The sequence below is a fragment of the Massilia sp. W12 genome, from assembly GCF_037300705.1.
Classification (GTDB): Bacteria; Pseudomonadota; Gammaproteobacteria; order Burkholderiales; family Burkholderiaceae_D; genus JACPVY01.
In genome coordinates this window covers 5,528,313-5,554,671 of record NZ_CP147776.1, presented here as the reverse complement: position 1 = coordinate 5,554,671, position 26,359 = coordinate 5,528,313, and the positions used below count along the sequence as shown (strand labels likewise).

The window sequence follows — 26,359 nt, the reverse complement described above, 5'->3', positions numbered from 1 at the left end:
GGGTCAGGGGAAAAGCCAGGGGCGCACAGTCGTATTCAAGCGGAGAAATTGTTCATTGTTGCCGGCAGGCGCAGCAAGTTGCGTCTGCCGCCAAAGCAGGCTGTCCTCTAACCGGGTGGCATGCTCGCATTCTTGCGCCAGCAAGGCGCCGATTTTAGCTCCCTGGGTTTGTCCCAACCCTAATTCATTGCAGAGCGCTTCCACCTCTTTGAGCGTACACAGCACAAAGACATGCTCACGCACCTGTTGCGGGAATTCTTGCCGAATCTGCGCACCGCGATCTGCAAAACCATCGCCATCAATCCACAACAATACATACCACTCGAATTTTTTATGAATCACGCTGTTTTGAAACAGCCTGCTACCGGCATAATCCAAAGCTTGCGCACGGGCATCTTTCCAACCCCGGCATACCACAAGTTCGAGCAAGTCCTGACAACCTGCATGTACCTTCATTCCTTTTCCTAAGGCATCGGTAAAGCCGGTGAAGACATCCGCCGTCGCCTCATCTTCGGCAAAAACCATCAACTTCCGGCGTGCATATTTATCGCCCATCGCCTAAGCCTCGCCATCGAGCAAACCTGATTTCAAAGCACTGGGAAGAGAGCGGTATAGACGCTTGGCGTCATCATCCAAATCGGCCAGCTTGCGCAAAGCCAGGCCGGAGGCGTGCGACTCCCGTTGCAATACCAGGATTTCATCTAATGTGAATTGGTGCATCGCCTCAAGATTATGGGTTGTGGCCAAAAATTGCCCGCCGCCGTTATTGAAAATGTCGCGCAGCGCGCGCAAAAAATGGGACACATCAGGATAAGCCAGGAAATTATCCGGTTCGTCCCACACACACAGCAAAGGCCCATAATGCTTGCAAGCCGCCAATACCAAGGCAGCTGCAACAAAGCATTTTTCCCCATCTGACAGCCGGGCCAGGCTGATTGCTTCTTGCATACCCTTGAATCTGAGCTTGATTTCACGCACATCCGGTCCCGCTCTCTCGGCAATGATGCCGTCATAGTCAGGCATGCGCTGTTTCAAGAAGGGCCGGATTGTTTCCATCGCTTCACTGTATTCCATTTGCAGTGCGGAATACCAATCAGCCAGATTACTGCCATCCAGCAGTGGATATTTATCCCGGCTGCCCTTTTCCGTCGCTTCACTCTTGATCAAGGCCGGCGCAGGCGCCAGCAAGATCATATGCGCCAGCCACGAGATGAATTTTTCAATCACCGGCTGCGCTTGGCGCGGCGAAATCGAGAGCAAAGCGATTTGATGCCAATCAAACGTGAATTTAGCCTGGTGCAATTCAATGCTGTCCTCATTGCGATTGAACACAGGCGCGCCATTGATATGCAGGTATTCCTGGCAAACTTTCACTTCCTTGAAAGAAGGCGGCAAACTGAGCTTCAGGCAGTACTCCAGCAAGCCGCCATTCTGTGGCGCCTCATACTGCAGGAATAGCACGATGTGCGCCGCCGCATCATTCACTGGCAAATCATATTTATCAAACAATTCACCGGTGCGGCTTTCGCCACGCCCAATCGCCTGCAGCACCGCCAGGGCGGCAATCAGGCTGCTCTTGCCTGCGCCATTTTTGCCAAGCAGCAAAGTGCACGGCTGCTCAGGGCAAAACGCAAGATGATCCAGACCCCGAAAATTTTCTATCACCAATTTTTTCAACATAGCTGTACCTTATTACCACCCCGGCGTAATCTCCTCGCGCCCGAAAGTCTGGTGTCCATACTCGGCAAACACCCCGCTCATGCCGCCATCCGGGCGCAGATTGTAGGCGGAGACGCTGCATTTTTCGCCGCCCCAGGCAATCGCCAGGAAGTTGCCGTGGCGCAGGCCGACGCCGTCGAAAGTGTCATTCGAGTTATCGCGGAAAAAGGTTTTAAACAGATTGCCGCGCGCTTCAATGCTGCCCTGACCGGTGTAACTGAGGCCATCCGGGGCGCGTCCCATTGCGCTGTAATTGCCGGGCAGGCCGGGGCCGGCGGTGCGTTTCCAGTTTTCCTGGCCGAAATTGGTGGAGTCCATATAACCCCAGGCCCCGCTCAACTCGCCGCTGGGCAAGACTTCCAGCGCGCTCAGAATGCAGGTTTCGCCCGGCCCCCAGGCGGCAAACAAATGCGGGCCGCGCACAATCCCGACCCCGCTGACCGGTTTGCCATCGTTATACACCAGGCGCCAGGCCTGCCCCTGGCGCGCAATGGTGATTCTGGCTTGATAATTTTTACCGTCCGGATCCACGCCCTTGAGGCGATACTGGCCTTCTATCCCTGTGGCGCTTATTGGCGTCGCAGCCAGCGCCAGCAAACCAGGCAATAAGAAACGGCAAAATAGCGATTGCATGCGTCCTCCCACATCAAAGCAAGCGTCAGTGTAGGACAAAAGCCAAGCCGGCGCAGTGGAATGTTAGAATGCGGCGGACATCATCGCCCCCTGCCACCCTATGAAACATGATCTTTGCACGCCGTATGAACTCGGCGACCGGAACCACACCACCACCCTGGAAGAATGCATCGCCTTCTATCAGATGCTGGCGCAACGTTTCCCGCGCTTGCTGCGCTTTTGGCAAATCGGCGAAAGTGACGCCGGCCTGCCCATGTATGCCGGACTGGTGAGCGCCGACGGGGTGTTTGATGCAGCCACGCTGCAAGCCGCCGGGCGCACCATCTTCTTCAATAACAATGGCATCCATCCGGGCGAGCCGGAAGGGATTGATGTCTGCATGGCGCTGGTGCGCGATTTCTGCACCCGTCCCGATTTGCTGGCGCTGCTCGGCCGCACCGCCTTTTTGTTCATTCCGGTTTACAACGTGGATGGCTGCGCCAACCGCAACAACAGCAGCCGCGTGAATCAGGATGGCCCGCACAGCTTCGGCTTTCGCGGCAATAGCCTGCACCTGGATTTGAACCGCGATTTTCTGAAATGCGACTCGCTTGCGGCGGCGCATTTCAACCGCTTTTTTGCGCAATGGCAACCGGATCTGATGGTCGATACCCACACCTCAAACGGGGCCGATTATCCCTATGTGATGACGCTGATTCCAAGCCAGCCTGACAAACTCGGCGGCGCCCTGGGCGCGTTTTTGCGCGAACGCATGCTGCCGCGCATTTACCGCCAGATGCGCGCACGCGGCTGGCCATCCTGTCCCTATGTCAACCCGGTGGCGGACAGCCCGGATCAGGGCATCGCCGACTTCCTGGAAACGCCGCGCTATTCGACCGGTTACGCCGCGCTGCATCACTGCATCGGCTTTATGCCGGAAACGCATATGCTGAAGAGCTTTGCCCAACGCTATGACGCCACCCGCATCTTGCTGGAAGAAGTGTTGCATATCGCGCTGGAGCATGGCGAGGAGATCCGCGCCATGCGTGCGCAGGCGCGCGCCGCCCTGCCCGATCCCTGCCCGGTATTTTGGCAAATCGACATGGAACACCCGGCGCGCCTGCCGTTTGAAGGTTATGCCGCCTGCCGCAAACCGAGCGCGCTGGGCGATTATCAACGCCTGTACTACGACCGAACGCAAGCCTGGTCGGCTGAAATTGATCATTTTGACCGCGCCCGCATCGTGCACAGTGTGCGCCTGCCGCGCGCCTATCTGATTCCACAACAATGGCGCGCCGTGATTGAACGCCTGGAATGGAACGGCTTGCACATGCAGTGCCTGCCGCAAGCGCAAACCGTGCAGGCTGAGGTGTTGCGGATTGTGCGCACCAGCAGCCGCAGCGGCCCGTATGAGGGACAGATGTTCCATGATGAAGTGGAGCTGACGGTGGAAACGCGCAGCATGCAGGCGCGCGCCGGCGATTATTGGCTGGCGCTGGACCAGCCGGGCGCGCGTTACGCGCTGGAAAGCCTGGAACCGCTGGCGCATGACAGCTTTTTCCGCTGGGGCTTTTTCAACAGCATTCTGGAAAAGAAAGAACACTATTCCGACTATGTGTTTGAAGATCTGGCGCAGGAATTATTGCAGCAGGATGCGAATCTGGCGGCGCGCTTTCAAGCCTGGCGCGCGCAACATCCCGGCGCCAGCCAGGAGCAAACCCTGGACTTTATTTATCACCACTGCCAGCCTTATGCCGAAGATGAATGGCGGCGCTACCCGGTATTGCGTGTGATGGCGTAAAAAAACCGGCGCCGCATCGCTGCGGCGCCGGCTTTAGATGTAGCGGATTATTTGCCGCTGCGCATTCTGTCCATGGTCAGCAACGCGCTCAGACTGCCGAAGCGGGCCATCAGGGCTTCTGCGGTTTTCTGTTTTTCAGCCGGCGATTTTTTCTCATCGTCCTGGTTGCGGCGCAGCTGTGAGAACAATTCCAGATCCGCGATCGGGATCAATTGCGCATTGCTGGATTTGCGGAAACCCGATAATTTCAGAATCTCGCCCAACACTTTTTGCTGGCCGGCGCCGGATTTTCCATAACTGAGGAAGAATTTTTCCACCTTGTTTTTCATCGATTCCGGCAAGTCGGTGCGGTAGATCAAAGGATCATTCGGAATCTGCGGCGAAGTCCAGATCACGCGCACTTTTTTGAAATCTTCCGGCATTTCCTTTTCCAGGCGCTCCATGTCTTCCGTGTTGTTGGTGGCCAGATCGACTTCACCTTTGGCCACGGCGACGAAGTTCTTTTGATGATTGCCGCTGAGCACTTTCTTGAAATGGCTGTCCGGATTCACTTTCTTCAGTGAAAACGCATAGTAAGAAGGCACCAGGAAACCGGAAGTGGATTTCGGATCGCCATTCATGAAGGTGTATTCACCCTTCTTGGCCACCACATCATCGAGCGTGCGCAGGTTGCTCGAAGCGGGCGTGATCAAGACTGATTTATAGCCTTGCGAGCCGTCTTTTTTGACGACCTGGGCGAACACCTGGGCGCGATCGCCTTCCACCGCTTCCAGCGCCAGCTTGCCGCTCAACCAGGCGACCTGGGCGCGCCCGTCGCGCACGGCGGACACCACATCCGCATAGTTGGTGGAAACAAACACATCGACCGGCACGCCGAGTTGTTTGCCCATGTCTTCCAGCAAAGGCTTCCAATCTTTCCGGGTTTCTTCCGCCGGTTGGGTGGAAATCAATGCCATCGTGATTTTATCTGCCGCTTGCGCCAATTGCATGGTGGAGGCCAACAGTAAGGCGCCAATCGCCATCAGGGGTTTGTTCATCGTTCATTCCTCATCTAAGTTTCCGGGAGGGGCGGGCTTATTCTATCCAGACTAGCACGCCAATTGCGCTTTGTCGCTTTTTGAGGTGACATTTTATTGCATTTTAGAAACATTCGTTACGTATTTCCCCCACTCCGTTTCCCCCGTGCAAAAAAAATCCCGCCAACACTGCTGCTGGCGGGACAATTCCGGTCTTCTTGTGATTTATTCTGTAACTTAACCAGCGGATTGCGCGGTCTTGCGATTGTGCTTTTTACGGTAAATCGCACGGCTGTTGCGATCTGCCGCACGATGCAATTTGGCTTTTTCCTTGCGGCTGACCTTGCCGTCGGCTTTAGCCGCCTGCTTATCGGCTTCCAGCCTGGCTGCGTTCTGCTCCAGTTTAGCCGCTTCCTGCGCAGTCAGCTGACCGCTTTGTATGCCTTGTGCGATACGTTGCTGCTGATTGGCCTGGCGCGCATCCAGATGCGGGGTGGCGCTGGCGGAAGCCGGCGGGGTGGTTTGCGCCTGTGCAGAAAAAGCGAACAGGAAGGGGCAGAGGGCGGCAATAAACAGCTTTTTCATCATCAGTCTCCTTAATTTATCGGTCTGGCGGCAAGGCCATGCCTGCTTAACGCGAAACAAAAGCAAGCGCTGACAAGGGATTTGTAACAGCTTGCAAGGCGCGCAACATTTGCCGCCGGACAAATCTCAGAGCAGAAAAGGGGCATGCCTGCCCGGCTTTCTGAAACAAACCGGCGCCATCAGTTAGAATCCCATGTCGGCGCCGCCGCGCGCCCTGGATGGAGAAGCTGATGTCGCAGCAAAACCCCGATCTGCAAGTGCTGGGCAATCTGTTGCAAATCGAGCAGGATGTCTGGCAAGCCGAATCTGAAAGCGCGCTGGAATTCATCATCACGAACGACAGTTTCCGCATTTTTCCCTATCGTCAGGCTTGCCTGTGGCGCCCCGGCCCGGGCGGCGCAGCGCACTTGCGCCTGGTCTCCGGCTTGGCCGATGTCAGCCAGGATTCACCCTACCGCCAATGGTTGCACGACCTCTGGCGCAGCTTGCCGCAAGCTGAATTGCGCGTGCTGCAAATCGACGATGTGGCGCCGCAATTGCAAGACGGCTGGCGCGAATGGCAGGCCGGCTATGCGCTCTGGCTGCCGCTGACCAATGCCAAGGGACAGGTGCAAGGCGGCTTGTGGCTTTCTTGCGAACGCGCGCCGCATGACGCTGAACTGGCTTTGCTGCAAAGGCTGGCGCAACTGTATGGGCATGCGCTGTGGGCCTGGCGCCAAGCGCCGTCCTGGTGGCGGCGCGCATTGAGCGGCATCAGCCGGCGACGCCGGATCAGCGCCCTGGTTTTGCTGGCCATCGCCTGTCTGCCGCTGCGCCTGTCCGCGCTGGCGCCGGCGGAAATCACCGGACGCGACGCACTGGTGATCGCCGCGCCCTCGGATGGCGTGCTGGCGCAATTTTTCATCACGCCAAATCAAGTGGTGGCGCCGCAAGCGCCGCTGTTTGCGCTGGACGACACCAATGTGCGCAACCGCCAGCAGGTGGCGCAAAAAGCGCGTGCGGTGGCGGAAGCCGATTATCTGCGCGCCACGCAAAAATCATTTTCCGATCTGGCCAGCAAGGCCGAACTGGCCAGCCTGAAAGCGCGTCTGGATGAGCGCAGCGCGGAACTGACATTCGCCGAAGAGCTGGCGCAACGCATCCAGGTGCAAGCGCCCGCCGGCGGGGTGGCGGTGTTTTCCGATCCGAATGACTGGCTGGGCAAGCCGGTGCAAACCGGCGAGCGGATTTTATTGCTGGCCGATCCAAACAAGGTGCAAGTCAGCATTCATCTGGCGCTGGAAGACGCGCTGGAATTGGCCCCGGACGCTGAAGTCAAGCTGTACCTGAATGTGCAACCGCTCAACACCTTGCACGCGCGCTTGACGCAAAGCAGTTATGAAGCGGTGAGCGGGGCGGATGGCGTGGTGAGTTATCTGCTGAAAGCCGAACTGGCCCCGGGCCAGCCCCTGCCGCGCATAGGCTGGAAAGGCACCGCCAAAGTATATGGCGGCTATGCGCCGCTGATTTACCATGTGCTGCGCAAACCGCTGGCGGCGGCGCGCCGCATGCTGGGCATATAAGCGCCGCCGGCGGCGGCCGCATATGTTTATAAAATTTAGCAGGTTGACAAAGCGCCGCCCCTGCGACAAGCTTGCCGGGTTTATCTGTTCTTTCCTCTTTTCATCTGTCAGCCCGGATCGCCATGAAATTGCACGCTCTTGCCTTCTCCGTTTTGCTGGGTTGCGCCAGCCTGAGTTTTTCCGCCACCGCCGCCGCGCCGCAAAGCACACAGCATGAAGCCGGGATTGCCTGGTTCAAAGGCGATGTGGACGCCGCTTTCGCCGCCGCCAAAGCCGCCAACAAACCCTTGTTCTTGTATTGGGGCGCAAGCTGGTGCCCGCCCTGCAATCAAGTCAAAGCCACGATTTTCAACCGCCAGAATTTCATTGAGCGCACCCGCTCTTTCGTGCCGGTGTATGTCGATGGCGACAGCCCGAGCGCGCAAAAAATCGGCGCCCGCTTCAAGGTCAGCGGCTATCCAACCATGATTCTGTTCCGTCCCGATGGCAGCGAAGTGACGCGCCTGCCGGGCGAAGTGGACGCCAACCGTTATCTGCAAGTGCTGACCGCCGGCATCAGCTCCAACCATACTGTGGAAGATTTATTAAAGCTGGCGCACAGCACGCCGGATAAATTGAGCGCCAATGATTGGAAGCTGCTCAGCTATTACACCTGGTATGCCAACGAGCAGCATCTGGTGGCGGGCAAAGACATTCCGGCCACGCTGTTGAAACTGGCCACAGTCAGCACCGATGCTGACAGCGCGCTCCGCCTGCAATGGCGCGGCTGGCTGGCGACGGAAGAAAAAGCACGCGAAGAATTGCCTTTGAGCAGCGCGGATCGCGCCAAAACGCTCAAACAATTGCAGGATATGCGCTGGGTGCGCGAGAACGCGGATCTGGTCAGCAGCGCCGGCGAACTGTACGCCCTGCTTGGCGCCAAGGCTTCCGCAGAAGAAAAACAAGCGCTGCAACAAGCTGCCGATAAAGCCTTGCGCACCCTGCTGGACGACGCCAGCCTGTCGCGCGCCGACCGCATCAGCATGCTGGATGGCCTGCGCACACTGGTGAAAACTGATCTTGGCAAAGACGCCGCCTTGCCGCCCGCGCTGCAAAGCCTGATCAAAGAAAAAGTGAAGCAGATCGAATCCTCCACCAGCGACAGTTTTGAACGCCAGTCCGTGGTGTCAGCCGCTGCGCACACCCTGTTTGCCGCCGGCTTGCAACAGGAATCGGATGATTTGCTCAAAGCCGAGTTGAAACGCTCGCATTCGCCGTATTACTTCATGCTGAGCCTGGCCGGCAACGCCAAAAAACGCGGCGATCGCGCCGCCGCCATCAGCTGGTATGAGCAGGCGTATCAAGCCGCCAAAGGCCCGGCCACCCGCTTGCAATGGGGCGCCGCCTATCTCAACGGCTTGCTGGAATTAAGCCCGGACGATGAGGCGCGCATTGAAAAAGTCGCCGCCAGCGTACTGAGCGAATTCAGCAAAATGCCTGATGCGTTTTATGACCGCAACCGCGCCCAGATCGAGCGCACCGGACGCCGCCTGCTGGCCTGGAATCTGGATGGCAAACATGCGCAAAGCTTCGCCAGAGTACAGGCGCAAGTGGATGCGATTTGCGCCAAACTGCCGAAAAACGACGCCGAACGCGCCACCTGCAAAGGGATCCTGCCCGCCGCCAAAGAGCAGATGTGAGGCCGCGCTTGTAAGGGATTGCAAACAAACTGCGCGTGGCGCCGGATTTGCCTGATATGCTGCAAACGCAGCGCTGCTTTTTCAGGAGATTGGCATGACACGCTTACTACTTTGCTGCCTGTGGCTGCTGGCTGTTTGGCCGGCGGCGCGGGCCGAGGGCGATCCCCCCTTGCGCGCTTTGCGCGTGGCTCAGGTCTATGGCGAAGTTGAATTACGCCCGGCTGGCAGCGGCATGGGCGGCGTCAAGCTGGAACGCAATTGGAGTCTGGGGCCGGGCTGGATTGTGGCGACTGACCGCTTTGCCGCCAGCACGCTGCAAATCGGCAGCAGCAGTTTTACGCTGGACGCCGAAAGCGAGCTGGAAATTCTGCAACTCAACGATGTGCAGCTGCATTTGCGCCTGCTGCATGGCGGGCTGGAAGCGCACATCCACAACCCGCAGATTCTGCCCGGTCTGGTGCTGGAAAACCCGGAAGGGCAATTCCATCTGCTGCAAGCCGGCCACTATCAACTCAATTACAACCGGCGCGATGGCGCGCAAAAACTGCGGGTTTTCAGCGGCCAGGCGCAATTACTCTATGAAAACGGGCAAAGCCAGTTACGCCCGGGGCAGGAAGTCGAACTGTATCGCGGCAACCTGAACAGCCAGTCCATCAGCGATGAAATCTTGCGCCGCCTGCGCAATAAACAGGAACGCCCGCCGGCCCCCTTGCGCTTTGTGGCGGCGGAAATGACCGGGCAGCAAGACTTGGCCGGCCAGGGCGAATGGCTGGAAACCGAGGAATATGGCCCGGTGTGGCGTCCGCATAACGCCAACTTCATGCCCTTCCGCGACGGTTATTGGCAACAGATGGCGCCATGGGGCTGGGTCTGGGTGGATCATGTGCCCTGGGCTTATGTGACCTCGCATTATGGGCGCTGGGCTTGGCATCAGGCGCGCTGGGTGTGGGCGCCCGGCCCGGCGCATTTGCCGCCGGCCTGGTCGCCGGCCCTGGTCGGCTGGACGCATCAGGGCCGCGTCACATTCTCCCCGGTGGCCGGCAGCGATTTGGCCTGGTTCCCGCTGGCCCCGCGCGAATTTTTACTGCCCTGGTATGCCGCCAGCCCGAATTATCAACAGCGCATCAATCAGGCATGGCTGGGGCCTAACTGGCGCGGCAGAGTCAGCGCGCCGGAACGCTACCACCATCACGAACGCAAAATTCAGGGCGCGCAACAACATTATTCGCGCTTGGCCACCGTCGCCGTGCCGGCCGCCACGCCGGCCCCGGCCAAACCCGCGCCGCTGCGCATGCCGCACCACCCCGGCGTGATCAGCACCCCTGTCGCACCGGCAGCGCCGCCGCAATTGTCCAGTCCCGCCGCATCCCTGCCGCCCGCCGCCGCCCATACCGTGACGGCCCCGGCAGCGCCGCTGCAAATGGCGCCGCTGCAAGCTGCGCCCCGCGCTGCGCCGCCTGCGCCGCCGGTGCAACATACGCCGCAGCCAGCCGCCCTGCCGCCGGCGATACAAACCGCACCAACAGCCAAGCCGGCGCCCAAGCTGGAAGTCAAAGCCAATCCGCCGGCGCCGCAAAGCCCGCCCAGCCCGCGCCGCAACCGCGACGAAAAAGAAGAAAAAGCGGATAGCAAGAGTCAGCTGCGCTGAGTTTGAAGCGCGTCCTTTTTGGCCGCGATGATTTTCAGTTCAGCTAAACAAATACTTTGATATCAAGGTATTTGCAGGTACAATTTTTCCTGTTTTTTAAGCAAAAAATACCTGCCTGAGGAAGTCATTCATGTCCCCATCTGTGTTTTCTCCCTTACACACATTGTTCGCGATCCTCCTTCTATTGTGCGCCGGTGCGCTGCGCGCTGAAGAGGAAAAGAAAATCAGCGCCGAAGCATTTCTCGCTAACCTGCAATTTCAAAGCGGCAAAATCAATCTTCCAGGCGGCAAAGCAAGCTTGAATCTGCCACCGGAATTTCGCTATCTAAGTCCGGCGGATGCGGAAAAAGTACTGACCCAAGCCTGGGGCAATCCGCCTGGCAATCCCACGCTGGGTATGATTTTCCCGGCGGATGTCAGCCCGCTTGACCCTAATAGCTGGGGCGTGGTGATCACATACCAGAACGATGGCCATGTCAAAGATGATGATGCAGAGAAAATCGATTACGCCCAATTGCTCAAAGATATGCAGGAAGGCATACAGGAAGAAAACAAGGAGCGCAAGAAAAGCGGCTATCAAGAATTGAATCTGGTCGGCTGGGCGGAAAATCCTTACTACGACAAAAACACCCACAAAATGTACTGGGCGCAAGAGTTCAGTTCACCGGAAGCCCCCGAACACACCCTGAACTACAATGTGCGCGTGTTAGGCCGTGATGGCGTGCTGGTCTTGAACGCAGTGGCCGGCATGAAGCAAATCGGCCCGGTCAAAGAAGAAATGAAAAAAGTGCTGGCTTTCTCTGAATTCATCGAAGGCCAGCGTTACGCTGATTTCAATGAAAAAACCGATAAGGTGGCGGAATATGGTTTAGCCGCACTGGTGGCCGGCGGCGTAGCCAGCAAATTGGGCTTGTTCGGCAAGCTGTTTGCCTTCGTGCTGGCGTTCAAGAAAGTCTTAATCGGTGTGCTGATCGCGCTGATCGCAGGGCTTGCCAAATTGTTTGGCCGCAAATCTCAGGATTAAGCATCTGCCGGCGGTGCGCCGCTTGAAAACAGCGCGCACCGCACCTGATCTGCAACAAGCTTGAGCGCCCCCATTGCACACACGGCTAAAACCCGCCCGCCGCCGGCCATTCGCGTTACACTGGCGGCATGAAAACCCTGCTCCCCTCTTTCCTCAGACGCAACAGCTGGCGCTGGATGCTGCCGGTGGTGCTGGTGTTGTCTGTGCTGGGCATTATTGTCTGGCTGCCATGGCAGTTGCGGCAGTTGGAAACCGTTGAGCGGCAAGAACAATTGGTTGCCGATACGCTCTGGGTGGAACAAAGTCTGCAATTTCAATTGCTGAAAAACGAAGGCAGCATGCGCTTGCTGGCGGGGGAAATCAGCAGCGGCGCCCTGCCCCTGAATAATCAAGCGGCGTTGGGGCAACGCCTGTATGAGCTGCAGCACAGAGTGTATGAATTTGAGCAAGTCCAGTGGTGGGGCGCGGATGGCATGCGGCTGTCCACCAACGAGCAAATCAGCCCCTGGTCTTCCGATGCGCAAAGAGTGGCGCTGGAAGCGCGCCGCACCACCGTGGCGCGCTTCGCGCCGCCGCATCCGGCGCTGAAAAGCGAAAGCCAGATGCTGGTGGAATTCTTTTTGCCGGTATATGACGGCACCACCTGGCTCGGCCATCTGGTGGCGATTTATGATTTGAACAAATTACTGGAAGTCACCACGCCCTGGTGGTTTGCGCAGGAAAATCAAATCAGCCTGTATGACCAGCACAATACCCTGCTGGCGCAACGCGCCGCACTCGGCTCCGGGCGCGGCATTTACACCCATCAACGCGAAGTCGAATTGCCCGGCTTGAATCTGCGCCTGCACACCAACAGCCTGCGCGCCGCGCCCAGTCTGGCCCCGCGCTTTCTGGTCGGCAGCGTGATTGTGCTCGCGCTTGGCCTGATTTTCAGCCTGTGGCTGCTGTGGCGCCACGTCGAACGGCGGCTGGCGGCGGAAAGCGCCTTGCGCGCGCAAATGGCGTTTCGCACCGCGATGGAAAATTCTTTGGTGACAGGCATGCGCGCGCGCGATCTGGATGGCCGGGTCACCTATGTCAATCCGGCGTTTTGCCAAATCGTCGGCTACGCTGAACACGAGTTGATCGGCAAATTGCCGCCCATGCCCTACTGGGCGCCGGAAGCGATGCAAGATTATCAGGACCGCTTTGCGCAAGTGCTGGCCGGCACCATCACGCCGCAAGGCTTTGAAACCATTTTCCAGCGCGCTGACGGCGCACGCGTGCCGGTGCTGGTGTTTGAATCGCCTTTGCTTGACGCCAGCGGCAAGCAAACCGGCTGGATGGGGTCGATTCTCGATATTTCTGAACGTAAGCAAATCGAAGAATTAAACCGGCAGCAGCAGGAAAAATTGCAAACCAGCGCGCGCCTGGCGACCATGGGCGAACTGGCTTCGATTCTGGCGCATGAGTTGAATCAGCCGCTGGCGGCGATTTCCAGCTACGCCACCGGGGCCTTGAACATCTTGCAGCAAGGTCATTTGCACGATCTGGATTTGCTCAAGGAAGCGCTGGAAAAAGCGCGCCAACAGGCGCAGCGGGCCGGGCAAATCATCCGCAGCGTGCATGAATTTGTCAAAAAACGCGAACCGGCGCGCCACCCGGTGGGCGTGCAAAGCCTGCTGGATACGATTTTGCCGCTGATCGAATTGCAAGCGCAGCGCTATTTCGTCAAAGTGCAATGCCGCATCCCCGGCGATCTGCCCTTGCTGCACGCGGATAAGACCATGCTGGAACAAGTCTTGCTGAACCTGACCCGCAACGCCATCGAAGCCATGCGCGAGGCTCCGCCGGAACGGCGGATTCTGGTGATTCAGGCGCAATTGCTGGCCGATGCGCTGCCGCCGCAAATCAGCGTCGCAGTCTGCGATTATGGCCACGGGATTACACCGGAAGTGGCGGAACGCCTGTTCTCGCCCTTCTTTTCCACCAAGGCCGAGGGCATGGGCATGGGCTTGAATATCTGCCGCACCGCGATTGAATTTCATGGCGGCGCGCTGGAATATCTGCCCAATCCGGAAGGCGGCGCGATCTTCAGATTTTCCTTGCCGCTCGCCACGCAAACGGGATAAGCTAAACCGCTGTACATGGCCGCACCCGGCGGCAATTCGCGGAGTATGTTGATGCTGCATATCATCGATGATCAGGAAGAGGTAAGGGATGCTTTATCCTGGCTGGCGCGCTCATGCGCCATTCCTGCCTGCGCACATCAAAATGCGCAAGCCTGGCTGAGCTGGCTGGACAGCCCGCAACAGCAATTCGATGCGCAAGGCGATTGCCTGCTGCTGGATGTGCGTATGCCCGGCATGAGCGGTTTAAGCCTGTTTGACACCCTCAATGCGCGCAATCTGCTGACCCGCTTCCCTGTGATTTTCCTGACCGGACATGGCGATGTGCCGATGGCGGTGGACGCCTTGAAGCGCGGCGCCTTTGATTTTTTTGAAAAACCGTTCAATGACAATAAGTTGATGGCGCGCGTTCTGGAAGCTTTTGCCGCCAGCCGCGCCGCCGCCGGCGAAGCCCAGGTGGCCGAGCGTTTAGCCAGTCTGTCGCCGCGTGAACGGGAAGTGCTGGATTTGATTTTGCAAGGCAAAATGAACAAAGTGGTGGCCGATGAACTCGGCATCAGCATGCGCACGGTGGAAGTGCACCGCGCCAATATTTTCGACAAAATGCAGGTCAAGACCGCGGTCGAGCTGGCCGGCCTGCTTCGCACACGGTAACCGCCATGGCCGAGAAAACCATCGTTTTGCTGGACGACGACGAATTACTGCGGGAATTGCTGCACGCCGAGCTGGAAGCCGCCGGCTATATTGTGGTGGCGGCAGCCAACAGTGCGGATTTGCCGCAATTGCTGGAAGACCACAACGCCGCTTTGCTGATTTCTGATCTGGTGATGCCGGATCACGAAGGCATGGAAGGCATTTTCGCCGTGCGACAGCAGTTCAATATACCCATCATCGCCATTTCCAGCTATGAACAATATCTGCGCGTGGTCGAATCGATCGTCACGCTGACTCTGAAAAAACCTTTTACCCCGCAGCAATTGGTGCAACAAGTGCGCCGTCTGCTGGACAGCTGAGGCAAGTCATGGAAGACAAAATCAAGCAACTGATCACCCGCACCCTGGTGGCGAAAGCGTTCGCCAAAAAAGCCCCGGTGCTGGGCGCCATCATCGCATCTGAAGATGTGTTGAAAAAACTGCAGGCCGCCGGCAGCGATTGGTTAAGCGGGCATCCGGAAGGCGCCAAAAATGAATTACAGCAAGCCGTCACGCATGCGGTTGGCGCAGGCGTGAATTTTATCGGCGGACTGTCCCTGATCGGGATGACCGGCGGTCTGGTGGCGCAAGCCATGGCGCAACGGCATGCGCAGCAAATCGCGGAAAAGAAGCCGCCGCACCCCAAGCTGGACGACAGTCTGCTGAGCAAGGTCAAACAAACCGCAGACAAGGCGCGCAAAGTGAAACGCGCCGTCGATAGCGCCAGCCAGGTGGCCGATCTGGCGCAGCAAGCTGGCGCGGCGGTCAGCAAAGCCGCTGGCGCCATCATCAGCAAAGCAGCGCAGGATGAAAGAGTGTCGCGCGTGGTGCAAAGCGCCGCCTCTGCCGCCGGCCTGGCCGCTGGCGCGGCGCAGGCGGTGGCGCGCGCCGGTCGCAAAAAAGCCAAGGCGCCCGTTCCCGCTGAGGTCAGCCCGGCGCAAAAAAGCGCAGCAAAACCAGCCGCCACGCCGCGAAAACGCAAAAGCGCGAGCACGCCGGCAGCAGAAGCGCAGCCGCCAGCAAATCAAGGTAAAACAACACCAGCGCGCGCGCCTGAAACGCCCATCAAGCGCAAGCGCAAACCGGCCACAGTCCCAACAGATAGCGCGACTTGACAAGGCAGCTTAATCCCGCCATTTCCCGGCACGCGCTTCTCCACGGCAGGTGAGTGCTAAACAGATTCTCATGTCTCATCAAACACAGCTGCGGGTTTGCATTGATATGCGCAAAAAATCTCTACGCGCCTGCGGGGTTCTCTGTTCAGCCTGAGTGTGCAGAAACTGAACAATGAGCCACTACGGGAGAACCATCATGCCCGCGCAAAGCCTGCCCTCGAATGTCTTCATCGCGAGCGGGAACCCAGAGGTTTCTGGATCCCCGACTAAGACATTCAGGAATGACGGCGCATGATGTACAGGTAAAAGAACTCACCTTGCGCACCGTATCAAGTTGAATAGTCACCCTGCGGTTAATTGCGCCCATATCTTTAAAGCTTTTGCGGCAAGCTGGCTTGCAGCAGGATATCTTGCAAAACATCCCGCAAACAGCACCGTCATCTCCGAGCAGAGTTGCCCCGGATTTGAGCAAAGAAGCGTCGCATCCACTGCCATCAAAGAAAACTTGAATTCAACATACCGCCTGACTTAATTCCCGCACAGCAACAAACTGATGCCGGGATACATCTGTCATTAACAGTGCTTACATGGCATTTTTAATATCTCTATTGCTATCATCGGAAATCTTGCCCCAGATCAAGCAATTGCTCAATAAGAACATTCGAGATCATTACATTGCAGCGCAACAATTCTCCATGGGTAGAAAATTTCTCTTTGCATAATGTTACAATCGCCTACATTGCCGCATTGCAATTTTTCCCAAGCAAACCTTAAATCGTTTGATTTTCTTTGCACACTCACTTTACATATTTTTTTTTCTCAGTTAGAGTTCAAATATCTGCACTGACTCGCCTTCAATACATCGAAATCAGAGTTAATTCGCTGTCTTCACAGCTTAACAGCAGGCTTTCCATTACTAAAACACTTCTGACGACTGCCGTCCGGTCGAGCGGACTCCTATTATCTAATTGTTTCCCCACGGGTAAGGGTATTACCCAAAGACCGAACAATTTGAAGTCTTTAAACTAGGAATTATTTTCTAATATCAGGAGGATTTACAATGAGCAATGAAAAACTGAACCAGGCCCTGGAAAACAGCCAAGAAGAACTGAAAGACGGCGACCTGGAACAAATCTCCGGTGGCGTTTCGAGCGAAGAGCCGCCGGCAGAAGATTGCTGGTGGAGCATGTCCTGCAGCAGCTTCTCGGTCAAGCAGGTCTAATAAGCTTCATGCCAGGGCAAAGCAGAGGGCCGTCATGCGGCTGATCCTGCTTAAGACCCGCAGGCGTAACGCTTGCGCTACGCCTGCCAATTGCACTCTTCCTTCGAGCCTGCATCATGTACAAATTATCTGATTATTTAGTTTTTACCTCCGCCGTCGCAAATAAACAATCGGATGATCCGCTGCGTATTATGTATGCGACCCGTTCTGGAAGTTCCATCTTGTTGAAAAACTCAGTTTGCGAGAACTTAAAAAAAGGCGCGTTCGACAAGTTAAGTGATGAAACACTCGCCCAATTGATCCAGCTTGACGCCATTGTGCCGCAAGAAGAAAACGAGTTTGAGACAGTCCTTGAAGAGAATCTGGCGATTATCGCCGGTTATCGCCGCCTGACCATCGTGATACAACCAACCGCCAACTGTCAGTTAGGTTGTAATTACTGTGGTCAAAAACATTCCAAAGTCAACGCCAGCCAGGAAATCAGCGACAAAATCGTTGCCCGCATCAAGCAAAAACTCTCCACTGGCGCATTCGATTCAATCAAATTGCAGTGGTATGGCGGTGAGCCATTGATGGCTTACAGCGAAATTTTACGTATCAGTCAGGAAGTGCGCGATTATTGTGCCGGGCACAATATTAAGTATATGTCACAGATGATCACAAATGGCCTAAGTTTCAAGCCTTCTGTGTTCCTGAATTTGATGCAGCAGCATGTTTCTCATTTTCAGATTACTCTGGATGGCGGTCAGGAAACGCATGACTTGATGCGTATCACGAAAGAAGGCAAAAAAACCTTTAAGATCATTATTGATAATGTGATCGAAGTCACCAATCTGCCTGAGTATATTGCCAGCGGCGTTTCTATCGTGATCCGGATCAATATCAACCAGACCACTGTGCATGGCATCTATAAGCTGATTGATCTGCTGGCGCAACATCGTTTGCATGAGAAGAATGTCTATCTGGACTTTGCCTGCGTGGTTGATTGGGGCGATAATGATGCTTCAAAGGGCAGTTTGTCACGCGAAGAATATGCCAAGCAGGAAATTGACTGGTATATGTACGCGACCGAAAAAGGCTTCCACTTTGGCGCCATGATTCCTGAGCGCCACTATACTCCCTGCATGGTAGTGAATCCGAATGCAGAAGTATATGATGCGTTTGGCAACATCTATCCCTGCTACGAGTTTCCATATACGCCGATGTACGAAAGCCCGGACTACAAGCTTGGCCATCTGGATGCTGATCCACCTATTCAAAATCCGAATGCGATTACACGCAACTGGAACAGTGATATCAAAACTGATATCAGTCCGTGCAAGAAATGTGCTTTGTTCCCGGTTTGCGGCGGCGGCTGTCCAAAGCAATGGTATAACGGCAAAATTGCCTGTCCATCAATGAAGCTGAACATTGCTGATCGCCTGGCGCTGGATTATTTAAACAAACGGCAGGCAGCTAAAAAAGCCACCACCAACTCCGAAACTAAGGTCATTGAGGTCGCATGATGGAAAATTCACCCTTGTTGCACATCCTTGCACAACAACTGCCGGAACAAACGCCGCATATGCAAGCTTTTAAGCGTGAACATATTTTCATGGCGATCCTGGAGTATGGCAAGCAGCATGAAGAGTTGTTGGGCAGAATGGATATGTTGCGTCATTTCAATCTGTACCAGCGCTGTGTTGGACATATCCGCAGTCAAAACCGCCCGGTAGTCGAATACTGGATGCAAAGAATCCAAGCCCAACCATTACGCCTGAACAGTGAAGAGGCCAAGTTCGGGATGCAAACGCTGTATCTGCCTTTACTGGGCAATCGGGCTTATATGCTGGGCGACTACCAGACTGCCTGTGACTATCAACAACAAGCCCTGGCCTGCATCAATCAATTACGCACGCTCGCGCCGTCAGATGTGCTGGCCGCCAGATTGGAGCAAAGCTTGAATCTGTTCCGGGTGTATTGCTCGGCAGGTGAACATGCCCAGGCGGCTTCGCTTGCAATCGCGATTATCAGCTATGTCCTGGGCGGCGACTGCAATCAATACTTCCCCAATCAAATGTTGCAGCAAATCCTGCCGCAACATGAATGGGCCGGCGTGGCCGATTATTTCACCCGCTGTATTTTCAATCGCCTGGTCAGCAACGCCACGATGCTGCGTGAATGCGTGCAGACCTTGGCCCAGGATGCCAGTCTGGCGCCACATTTAAGCGCCTGTTTCAGTTTGATGTTGCAGGCGATTGATGGCGAATCCTGCGATAAGACGCCGCCAGGTTTCGAGTTGAAGGCCCTGCCTTTCTGCCTGCAGTCCTACACCCTGGGCATCATACTGCGCCGCAGCGCTGACGCCGGTGAAAACCGGCAACGCCTGCAAGGCTATCTGGGCATCTTGCCGGAATTCCGCAAAATTGACAGCATTCTGAATAAAGCAAATTGGTTACCCAAACCTGAACTGGCAAGCACTCACTGAACTCCGGCTCAGACCCGGCCTTGTTGCGCCGGGTCTGAAGCAAAAAATGCCTGCACGATAAGCCTGAGCTGCAAACTTCCTGATTCAGCAGCTGCACACCGATTCCCACGGGTAAGGGTTTTTACCCAAAGACCGAGCAATTTGAAGTCTATAAACTAGAAATTTTCTTTTAATATTTAGGAGGATTTACAATGAGCAATGAAAAACTGAACCAAGCACTGGAAAACAGCCAAGAAGAACTGAAAGACGGCGATCTGGAACAAATCTCTGGTGGCGTATCGAGCGAAGAGCCGCCTGCAGAAGATTGCTGGTGGAGCATGTCCTGCAGCAGCTTCTCGGTCAAGCAGGTCTAATAAGCTTCATGCCGGGGCAAAGCCGGCAGCTTTGGCTGTTCCGGCTTAATGACCCGCAGGCGTAATGCTTGCGTTACGCCTGCCTATTGCATTCTTCCATCGGACCCGCATCATGTACAAATTATCTGATTATTTAATTTTTACTCCTGCCGTCGCAAATAAACAATCGGATGACGCGCTTCACATCATGTATGCGACTCGCTCTGGAAACTCACTCTTATTGAAAAAGTCAGTTTGCGATAACTTAAAAAAAGGCGCTTTCGACAAGTTAGGTGATGAAACACTCGCCAAATTGATCCAGATTGACGCCATTGTGCCGCAAGAAGAGAACGAATTTGAGACTGTACTGGAAGAAAACTTGGCAATTATTGCCGGTTATCGCCGCCTGACCATCGTGATACAACCAACCGCCAACTGTCAATTGGGTTGTAATTATTGTGGACAAAAACATTCCAAAGTCAACGCCAGCCAGGAAATCAGCAATAAGATTGTCGCCCGCATCAAGGAAAAACTCTCCACTGGCGCGTTTAAATCACTCAAATTACAGTGGTATGGCGGTGAGCCATTGATGGCTTACAGCGAAATATTACGCATCAGTCAGGAAGTGCGCGAATATTGTGCTGAGCACAATATTAAATATGGCTCGCATATGATCACAAATGGTTTAAGCTTCAAGCCTGCGGTTTTTTTAAATCTGCTGCAGCAGCAAGTCTCTCATTTCCAAATTACTCTGGATGGTGGTCAAGAAACCCATGATGTGATGCGCATCACGAAAGAAGGTAAAAAGACTTTCAATATTATTCTTGACAATGTGATCGATGTCACCAATCTGCCTGAGTATATTGCCAGCGATGTTTCAATCGCGATCCGGATCAATATCAACCAAACTACTGTGCGTGGCATCTATAAACTGATTGATCTGTTGGCGCAACATCGTTTGTATGAAAAGAAAGTCTTTCTGGACTTTGCCTGCGTGGTCGATTGGGGCGATAATGATGCATCAAAGGGAAGTTTGTCACGCGAAGAGTATGCCAAGCAGGAAATTGACTGGTATATGTATGCCAACGAAAAAGGCTTCCGCTTTGGCGGCATGATTCCTGAACGCAACTATGCACCCTGCATGGTGGTTGATCCGAATGCTGAAGTATATGATGCGTTTGGCAACATCTATCCCTGCTACGAGTTTCCTTATACACCCAAGTACGAAGGCGCAGACTACAAACTGGGCCATCTGGATGCCAATCCCCCCATTCAAAATCCGAATGCAATTACTCGCAACTGGAACAGTGATGTCAAAACCGACATCAGCCCCTGCAAGAAATGCCCCTTGTTCCCGGTATGCGGCGGCGGTTGTCCCAAACAATGGTATAGCGGCAGTATTGCCTGCCCCTCATTCAAGCTTAACATTACTGATCGTTTGGCTCTGGATTATTTAAACAAGCGCGAGGCTGCTAAAAAAGCAAGCGCCAAGGTTGAAACGCTTGCGCCTGAGATCGCATAAGCGCACCAGCTGAACGCTGGCGCAGACTCGATGCAAGCTCGAGCCTGCGCCAGAAGTGCATACGCGGGTTTATGCATGTGTGATGTATTTCACTGCTCGCCTGCATAAGTCCAATAACATTGGCCAGCGCGTGATGCGCATGCAAGCAAATCCCGGATTCCTTTGGCGCCGATCATCGCATGAGCATTTTTTATCTTTTGCTGTATGCCCGCCGCCTATCATTCTGCCAACTGCCCCTTTCCACTGCACTATTCTGGCGAAATGAGATCACAGCAGCGCGCCGCTCAAGGCTGCGCAGCGCCGTTGCACAGCTGCGGCATATCCTTGTTTGGCCCGCCTGCACACTTCCACTTCACTTGATTACCTGACATCTGTGGAATCAAGACAAGATAAGCGCCTCAATTTTCCTGCTGCATGCGCTGTATGACGATGCTGAGTTCCGGCGCAAAACGCTGCATCCATTCCTGCGCCGCCTCCTGCTTGCCAGCGTCGGCGGCGGCTTCCAGTTCTTTACAAATCGCTTGCAATGCGTGGGCGCCGAAATAGCCTGCACTGCCTTTCAGGCTGTGCGCATGCAAGGCTAATTGCGGCCAATCCTGCGCTTGCAAAGCCTGCTCCATCTGTTGCAATTGGCGCGGGCCGTCTTGTAAAAAGGCCTGCCGCATGCGCATGCGCGCCGCCGGGCTGAAGCCATCCGCCGCCGGGACGGCGGGGGCGGCGATATTGTCACCGCTGTCAGCGCTGATCGCGCTGGTGTCGATTTCAAATAATGCATCCAGATCCGCAATTTCCAGCTGCGGCGGCGGAGCCGGCGACAGGCTGACGCCAGCCGCCAGCATATTCGCAATTTCCTGCCCGATAGCGCTATGCAACAGGGCTTCATCCACCGGCTTGCCGAGGAAACCATTGGCGCCGGCGCTCATAAAACGCGCACGCTCTTCCGCGCCGACATTCGCGGTCAGCGCGATGACCGGAATCTTGCGCTTGCGCACGCCATGCTCACCGTTGCGGATATGGCGCAGCGCTTGCAAGCCATCCATGCGCGGCATGCGGCTGTCCATCAAGACCAGATCGTAATCCTGCGCCGCCAAGGCCTGCAAAGCGTATAAACCATCTTCCACCACATCAATCTGATGCCCCATGCCCTGCACCAGTTCGCGGATGATGATTTGGTTGGTCGGCCCGTCTTCCGCACACAGCACGCGCAGGCGGCAAGGGTGGCGGCCATCGCCATCCTGCTGACTGATGTGCGCCACCTCTTTGCCATGCAACAACGGCAGCCACACGGTAAATTGCGTACCCTGCCCCACTTCACTGTCCACATTGATCTGCCCGCCCATCGCGTCAACGATCAATTTGCAAATCGCCAGACCCAGGCCGGTGCCGCCGAAACGGCGCGCGGTGGAAACATCGGCTTGCTCAAATTTGCGGAACAAACGCGGCAAAATCGCCGCATCAATGCCGATCCCGCTGTCCTCCACCACAAATTCAAGCCCATCGTCCACCACTTCCCGCACCGTCAAACTGACCCAGCCCTCATGCGTGAATTTGATTGCATTCCCCAACAGATTCACCAGCACCTGACGCACACGGGTTGGATCGCCGCGCCACCAGCGCCCCAGCGGCGCACGCATCTGAATCTGCAGCTGCAAGCTTTTGGCCTCGGCTCTTTCGATCAAAATCGCTTCCACATCGCGCACCAAAGCAGGCAAGTCGAAATCAATTTTTTCGATCACCATCTTGCCGGCTTCCAGCTTGGAATAATCCAGAATGTCGTTGATGATTTGCAGCAGAATTTCCGCATTGCGCAAACCAATCTCCAGCTTGGCGCGGGTATCGGCCAGCAGACGCACATCTTTCAGCGCAAAGCGCAACATGCCGATCACCCCGCCCAGCGGCGTGCGCACTTCATGGCTGATCATGGCCAGGAATTCATTCTTCATCTGGTTGGCGTCTTCCGCCGCCTGCTGCCGCGCCAGCGAATTGCGCAAGGCCTGCTCTTGTTGGCGGATGCCGGTCATATCGCGCGCCATCGAAATCAGATGCGCCTCGCCATTCAAGTCAAACATGGCGCTTGACCAGGACACCGCCACGCTGCTGCCATCGCAACGCCGCAAATTCACATCCAATCCGCGCAACACGCCGCCCTGCTTGCGCATTTCCGCCAGCATGCGGTCGCGCGCATCGCCATCCCAGATGCCGAGCTGCACCGAGGTCTTGCCCAGCGCCTGCTCACGGCGCCAGCCGGTGAGCGCTTCAAAGCCGTCATTCACTTCCAAAAAGCGTCCGTCTTCCATCAGAGAAATGGTGAGAAATTCCGGGAAGGCGCGGAACATCGCCGCCAAGCGCTCCCGGGAATGGCGCAAGGCCTGCTCCTGCTTACGGATTTGCGTCACATCGCGCGCAATCGCAACAATATAACGGCTGTCGTCAGCGGCAAAAATCGCACTCGACCAGGATACTTCAACCCGGTTCCCATCTTTGCAGCGCAAACTGATGTCCTGCCCGCGCACCATGCCGCCATGCTTTTGCATATCCTCCAGCAAGCGTGTGCGCCCGGCTTCATCCCAGATTTGCAATTCAAGCGAGGTGCGTCCCAGCGCTTCGGCCCGTTGCCAGCCGGTGATGTGGGTGAACCCTTCATTGACCTCCAGAAATTCGCCGCTTTCATAGCGTGAAATGGTGAGAAATTCGGGGAAGGCGCGCAACATCGCCGCCAGGCGTTGCTGCGATAAGCGTAATTCCTGCTCTTGCATGCGGATCTGGCTGACATCGCGCGCAATCGCCACAATGTATTGCGCGCCATCCAGCGCAAACAGCGAACTCGTCCAGGACACTTCGACCATGCCGCCGTCTTTGCGCCGCAAAGTTAAAGGCGCATCACGCAACACCCCGCCGCGCTCCACCATCTGCGCCAGCAGATTGGCGCGCCCGCTCTGGCTCAGAATCTGCAAGTCAATCGACGTCCGCCCCAATGCCTGATCCCGGCGCCAGCCGGTGATATGCGTGAAGCCTTCATTCACTTCCAGAAACTCGCCAGTGTCAAAGCGTGAAATGGTCAAAAATTCGGGGAAAACGCGCAGCATCGCGGCCAGCCGTTCGCGCGAGGTGCGCAAATCGCTTTCCTGCTGGCGCATCAGCGTCACATCGCGCAGCACCGCCACCACCACCGCTTCGCCATCGATATCCGTGACCACGGCGGAAATCGAGGCGCGCCAGCTGCTGCCGTCTTTGCGCACCATCATCGCCTCATAGGAGCGCAAAACATGATGCGTGGCTAACTCACGCCGGAAACGGGCGCGCTCTGCGTTGTCCTGCCAAATGCCGAGTTGCAACGGCGTTTTGCCCAAGGCTTGCTGATGTGTCCAGCCGGTCAGCAATTCAAAGCCTTCATTGACTTCCAGAATCTCGCCATCCGCTTCCCGATGCACGCTGACGCCTTCCGGCATGCTTTGAAACACGCTGGAAAATTTGCGCGCAGCGGCGGCGGCGCGTTTCTCGCTTTCCTTGCCGCTGCTGATGTCGGTATAGGTGATGATCCAGGCGCACAGCTGCTCATCCATATTCACTTGACGCGCTTCCAGCAGCAAAGTGCGGCCATCTTCATGCAATTGCTCACTTTGCCCGCTTTGGGGAACCTCATCCAGACCGAGTTGCTGCGCGCTGCAGCCTTGTTGCAGGGGTACATCTTCCCCCACCAGCGCGGCAAAACCCTGATTCCAGTAGCGCAAGCGCTGCGCCTCATCAAATACGCTGATGCCTTGCGGCATCTGATCGAGGATCGCTTTGAAATACGCCGATTGCCTTTCCTGTTCTTTTTCGATGCGGCGGCGTTCGCCCAATTCGGCCATCAGGCGCGCATTATTCGCCTCCAGGGTGCCAAGCAGGGCGGCGATCTGCTGCCGCGCGCCATTGATGCTGCGCCCGAGCTGGCTGATTTCATCCTTGCCGCGCCAGACTTCCAGCGGCAAATTGGCGTCATGCCCGGCCAGGGCGCCGGCCTGCTCGCTCAAGCGCCGCAAGGGCCGCAATAAGCCGAAATGCGCCAGCAAGAGCAGGGACAGCATGCAAGCCGCCAACAAACCGGCCAGCAATAACACCGAAGCCAGGGTGCGTTCCCAGATGCGCTGGCGCAAATGGCCCTGGTCAAATTCCAGGCGCAATAAGGCCAGAGTTTGTTGATTATGTTGGATTGCCTGCTGCAGCACGCGGGTGGCGCCGGCGGCGGCGTGGCTCTGCTGCAGTTCGACCTTGATCCAGGCCGGCGTCGGGGCTTGCGGGGTCAGGCTGAGCTTGAGCAAATTCCGGTTGCCCATGAAAATCCGCGTCACTTCGCGCACTTCCTGCTCATTGATGTCCCACAATGGGGCGCGCAGCAGCGTCACCAGACTGTCCAGCTGGCGCGCTTCCTCCTGGCTGCTTTCTTCTTGCAAGTCTTGTTGCAAATTCATGATTTGCACGCTGCCGATCAAGACGCCGGGCAGCAAGAGGCCGAGCAATAAAGCCAGCAGCAAGGCTTGGCGCACTGTCAGGCCCATGGCGCACATGCTCCCGCTGGCCGCACTGCATGAAATAGGAACCGCCGCCACATAACAGCCTCCCGCCATCAACACTGCTTGCAAAAGCAAGGGCGGCGCAGTTGACCGCCATGCATATCTGATTTTGCCTTCTGATGCAGCATTTGACCAGCCTTCCATCATGAATTGTGGCTGAATTTCCCTGCGCCCCCCGCCAGCGCGCTTTGTTATACTGCCCGCTCTGTCTGAAAGAACGCCATGCTTGATCCGATCCGACCGCTTGCCGATATTTTTCATTACCACATTCACATCTATTTTGACGCCGCCAGCCAGGCCAAAGCCTGCGCCTTGCGTGAGGCGATCGGGGCGCGCTTCAAGGTGCAATTGGGACGCGTGTTTGACAAGCCGGTCGGCCCGCATCCGCTGCCGCAATATGAAATCGGCGTACTGCAGGAAGAGTTCGGTGCGCTGCTTGGCTGGCTGATGTTGAATCATCAGGGTTTATCGATTCTGGCCCACCCCAACACCGACCTGGAGCGCCACGATCACAGCAGTTCCGCGTTCTGGTTGGGCCAGCCTGTGCAGCTGGATTTTCAACGCACCGCGCCATCGCTGCGCGCGATTGGCCAGGATGCGCCACGCCCGGTGCTGCTGGACAGCCAGCCGCATTTGCCGGCCTGAGCCGCACGCCGAACTGAAAAGCGGCGCATAATTCCAGCAATGTCACCGCCCGGAGTT

Annotated in this window: 21 protein-coding genes; 15 read left to right on the top strand and 6 right to left on the bottom strand. The window is 56.2% G+C overall.

The features are described 5' to 3' along the window. Positions 1–3 precede the first annotated feature (3 nt). Genes V8J88_RS22825 through V8J88_RS22815 form a run of 3 tightly spaced genes read right to left on the bottom strand, consistent with a single transcriptional unit; the run spans position 4 to position 2,352 of the window. The gene (locus V8J88_RS22825) at positions 4–555 is read right to left on the bottom strand and encodes a hypothetical protein (protein WP_338846567.1); all 552 of its coding nucleotides are present in this window, start codon (positions 553–555) and stop codon (positions 4–6) included. Between the two features lie 3 nt (positions 556–558). Further along, on the bottom strand, positions 559–1,680 hold the full coding sequence (locus tag V8J88_RS22820) for an AAA family ATPase (protein WP_338846566.1): 1,122 nt from the start codon (positions 1,678–1,680) through the stop codon (positions 559–561). 12 nt (positions 1,681–1,692) lie between these two features. Next, entirely contained in the window at positions 1,693–2,352 is a 660-nt protein-coding gene (locus tag V8J88_RS22815) for a hypothetical protein (protein ID WP_338846565.1), read from the bottom strand. A gap of 100 nt (positions 2,353–2,452) precedes the next feature. Between V8J88_RS22815 and V8J88_RS22810 the strand changes: the two genes are divergently transcribed. Further along, on the top strand, positions 2,453–4,132 hold the full coding sequence (locus V8J88_RS22810; protein WP_338846564.1) for a M14 family zinc carboxypeptidase: 1,680 nt from the start codon (positions 2,453–2,455) through the stop codon (positions 4,130–4,132). A 47-nt stretch (positions 4,133–4,179) separates the two neighbouring features. On the opposite strand, the gene phnD is transcribed toward V8J88_RS22810, so the two are convergent. Together phnD and V8J88_RS22800 are read right to left on the bottom strand one after the other, a co-directional pair. After that, the gene (phnD, locus tag V8J88_RS22805; protein ID WP_338846563.1) at positions 4,180–5,169 is read right to left on the bottom strand and encodes a phosphonate ABC transporter substrate-binding protein; all 990 of its coding nucleotides are present in this window, start codon (positions 5,167–5,169) and stop codon (positions 4,180–4,182) included. Between the two features lie 216 nt (positions 5,170–5,385). Next, the gene (locus tag V8J88_RS22800) at positions 5,386–5,736 is read right to left on the bottom strand and encodes a hypothetical protein (RefSeq protein WP_338846562.1); all 351 of its coding nucleotides are present in this window, start codon (positions 5,734–5,736) and stop codon (positions 5,386–5,388) included. A 227-nt stretch (positions 5,737–5,963) separates the two neighbouring features. On the opposite strand from V8J88_RS22800, the gene V8J88_RS22795 reads away from it, so the two are divergent. From V8J88_RS22795 to V8J88_RS22735, 13 genes are all read left to right on the top strand, one after another. Beyond that, positions 5,964–7,295: an HlyD family efflux transporter periplasmic adaptor subunit gene (locus tag V8J88_RS22795; protein ID WP_338846561.1), complete on the top strand. Its 1,332-nt coding sequence runs from the start codon at positions 5,964–5,966 to the stop codon at positions 7,293–7,295. A 122-nt stretch (positions 7,296–7,417) separates the two neighbouring features. Further along, a complete protein-coding gene (locus V8J88_RS22790) occupies positions 7,418–8,974 on the top strand; it encodes a thioredoxin fold domain-containing protein (protein WP_338846560.1) in 1,557 nt (518 codons plus the stop codon). Positions 8,975–9,068: 94 nt separating this feature from the next. Then, the gene (locus V8J88_RS22785; protein ID WP_338846559.1) at positions 9,069–10,622 is read left to right on the top strand and encodes a DUF6600 domain-containing protein; all 1,554 of its coding nucleotides are present in this window, start codon (positions 9,069–9,071) and stop codon (positions 10,620–10,622) included. Positions 10,623–10,752: 130 nt separating this feature from the next. After that, entirely contained in the window at positions 10,753–11,646 is an 894-nt protein-coding gene (locus V8J88_RS22780; RefSeq protein ID WP_338846558.1) for a DUF2167 domain-containing protein, read from the top strand. A 128-nt stretch (positions 11,647–11,774) separates the two neighbouring features. Further along, a complete protein-coding gene (locus V8J88_RS22775; protein ID WP_338846557.1) occupies positions 11,775–13,757 on the top strand; it encodes a PAS domain S-box protein in 1,983 nt (660 codons plus the stop codon). 51 nt (positions 13,758–13,808) lie between these two features. Further along, on the top strand, positions 13,809–14,408 hold the full coding sequence (locus V8J88_RS22770) for a response regulator (RefSeq protein ID WP_338846556.1): 600 nt from the start codon (positions 13,809–13,811) through the stop codon (positions 14,406–14,408). A gap of 5 nt (positions 14,409–14,413) precedes the next feature. Continuing rightward, positions 14,414–14,767, top strand: coding sequence for a response regulator (locus V8J88_RS22765; RefSeq protein WP_338846555.1), 354 nt, complete (start codon positions 14,414–14,416; stop codon positions 14,765–14,767). 8 nt (positions 14,768–14,775) lie between these two features. After that, positions 14,776–15,561 carry a hypothetical protein gene (locus tag V8J88_RS22760; RefSeq protein ID WP_338846554.1) on the top strand — a complete coding sequence of 262 codons (786 nt, stop codon included), beginning with the start codon at positions 14,776–14,778 and terminating at the stop codon, positions 15,559–15,561. A 1,060-nt stretch (positions 15,562–16,621) separates the two neighbouring features. Then, positions 16,622–16,783, top strand: a complete 162-nt coding sequence (locus V8J88_RS22755; RefSeq protein WP_338846551.1) for a hypothetical protein — start codon at positions 16,622–16,624, stop codon at positions 16,781–16,783. Positions 16,784–16,899: 116 nt separating this feature from the next. Further along, positions 16,900–18,288 (top strand): radical SAM protein, encoded by a 1,389-nt coding sequence (locus V8J88_RS22750; RefSeq protein ID WP_338846553.1) that lies wholly within the window; start codon positions 16,900–16,902, stop codon positions 18,286–18,288. After that, positions 18,285–19,250, top strand: a complete 966-nt coding sequence (locus tag V8J88_RS22745; protein ID WP_338846552.1) for a hypothetical protein — start codon at positions 18,285–18,287, stop codon at positions 19,248–19,250. The genes V8J88_RS22750 and V8J88_RS22745 overlap by 4 nt, the downstream gene beginning before the upstream one ends. 191 nt (positions 19,251–19,441) lie before the next feature. Further along, the gene (locus tag V8J88_RS22740) at positions 19,442–19,603 is read left to right on the top strand and encodes a hypothetical protein (RefSeq protein ID WP_338846551.1); all 162 of its coding nucleotides are present in this window, start codon (positions 19,442–19,444) and stop codon (positions 19,601–19,603) included. 64 nt (positions 19,604–19,667) lie between these two features. Continuing rightward, the gene (locus V8J88_RS22735; protein ID WP_338846550.1) at positions 19,668–21,104 is read left to right on the top strand and encodes a radical SAM protein; all 1,437 of its coding nucleotides are present in this window, start codon (positions 19,668–19,670) and stop codon (positions 21,102–21,104) included. A 398-nt stretch (positions 21,105–21,502) separates the two neighbouring features. Here V8J88_RS22735 and V8J88_RS22730 read toward each other — a convergent pair whose 3' ends face one another. Continuing rightward, positions 21,503–25,642: a PAS domain S-box protein gene (locus V8J88_RS22730; protein WP_338846549.1), complete on the bottom strand. Its 4,140-nt coding sequence runs from the start codon at positions 25,640–25,642 to the stop codon at positions 21,503–21,505. A gap of 237 nt (positions 25,643–25,879) precedes the next feature. On the opposite strand from V8J88_RS22730, the gene V8J88_RS22725 reads away from it, so the two are divergent. After that, complete coding sequence (locus tag V8J88_RS22725) at positions 25,880–26,302, top strand: DOPA 4,5-dioxygenase family protein (protein WP_338846548.1); 423 nt, start codon at positions 25,880–25,882, stop codon at positions 26,300–26,302. Positions 26,303–26,359: the final 57 nt, after the last annotated feature.

Excerpts from the sequence above, each read along its gene's own strand:
- V8J88_RS22825 (WP_338846567.1), bottom strand. The coding sequence starts at position 555 with ATGGGCGATAAATATGCACGCCGGAAGTTGATGGTTTTTGCCGAAGAT.
- V8J88_RS22820 (WP_338846566.1), bottom strand. The coding sequence starts at position 1,680 with ATGTTGAAAAAATTGGTGATAGAAAATTTTCGGGGTCTGGATCATCTT.
- V8J88_RS22815 (WP_338846565.1), bottom strand. The coding sequence starts at position 2,352 with ATGCAATCGCTATTTTGCCGTTTCTTATTGCCTGGTTTGCTGGCGCTG.
- V8J88_RS22810 (WP_338846564.1), top strand. The coding sequence starts at position 2,453 with ATGAAACATGATCTTTGCACGCCGTATGAACTCGGCGACCGGAACCAC.
- phnD (WP_338846563.1), bottom strand. The coding sequence starts at position 5,169 with ATGAACAAACCCCTGATGGCGATTGGCGCCTTACTGTTGGCCTCCACC.
- V8J88_RS22800 (WP_338846562.1), bottom strand. The coding sequence starts at position 5,736 with ATGATGAAAAAGCTGTTTATTGCCGCCCTCTGCCCCTTCCTGTTCGCT.
- V8J88_RS22795 (WP_338846561.1), top strand. The coding sequence starts at position 5,964 with ATGTCGCAGCAAAACCCCGATCTGCAAGTGCTGGGCAATCTGTTGCAA.
- V8J88_RS22790 (WP_338846560.1), top strand. The coding sequence starts at position 7,418 with ATGAAATTGCACGCTCTTGCCTTCTCCGTTTTGCTGGGTTGCGCCAGC.
- V8J88_RS22785 (WP_338846559.1), top strand. The coding sequence starts at position 9,069 with ATGACACGCTTACTACTTTGCTGCCTGTGGCTGCTGGCTGTTTGGCCG.
- V8J88_RS22780 (WP_338846558.1), top strand. The coding sequence starts at position 10,753 with ATGTCCCCATCTGTGTTTTCTCCCTTACACACATTGTTCGCGATCCTC.
- V8J88_RS22775 (WP_338846557.1), top strand. The coding sequence starts at position 11,775 with ATGAAAACCCTGCTCCCCTCTTTCCTCAGACGCAACAGCTGGCGCTGG.
- V8J88_RS22770 (WP_338846556.1), top strand. The coding sequence starts at position 13,809 with ATGCTGCATATCATCGATGATCAGGAAGAGGTAAGGGATGCTTTATCC.
- V8J88_RS22765 (WP_338846555.1), top strand. The coding sequence starts at position 14,414 with ATGGCCGAGAAAACCATCGTTTTGCTGGACGACGACGAATTACTGCGG.
- V8J88_RS22760 (WP_338846554.1), top strand. The coding sequence starts at position 14,776 with ATGGAAGACAAAATCAAGCAACTGATCACCCGCACCCTGGTGGCGAAA.
- V8J88_RS22755 (WP_338846551.1), top strand. The coding sequence starts at position 16,622 with ATGAGCAATGAAAAACTGAACCAGGCCCTGGAAAACAGCCAAGAAGAA.
- V8J88_RS22750 (WP_338846553.1), top strand. The coding sequence starts at position 16,900 with ATGTACAAATTATCTGATTATTTAGTTTTTACCTCCGCCGTCGCAAAT.
- V8J88_RS22745 (WP_338846552.1), top strand. The coding sequence starts at position 18,285 with ATGATGGAAAATTCACCCTTGTTGCACATCCTTGCACAACAACTGCCG.
- V8J88_RS22740 (WP_338846551.1), top strand. The coding sequence starts at position 19,442 with ATGAGCAATGAAAAACTGAACCAAGCACTGGAAAACAGCCAAGAAGAA.
- V8J88_RS22735 (WP_338846550.1), top strand. The coding sequence starts at position 19,668 with ATGCTTGCGTTACGCCTGCCTATTGCATTCTTCCATCGGACCCGCATC.
- V8J88_RS22730 (WP_338846549.1), bottom strand. The coding sequence starts at position 25,642 with ATGGGCCTGACAGTGCGCCAAGCCTTGCTGCTGGCTTTATTGCTCGGC.
- V8J88_RS22725 (WP_338846548.1), top strand. The coding sequence starts at position 25,880 with ATGCTTGATCCGATCCGACCGCTTGCCGATATTTTTCATTACCACATT.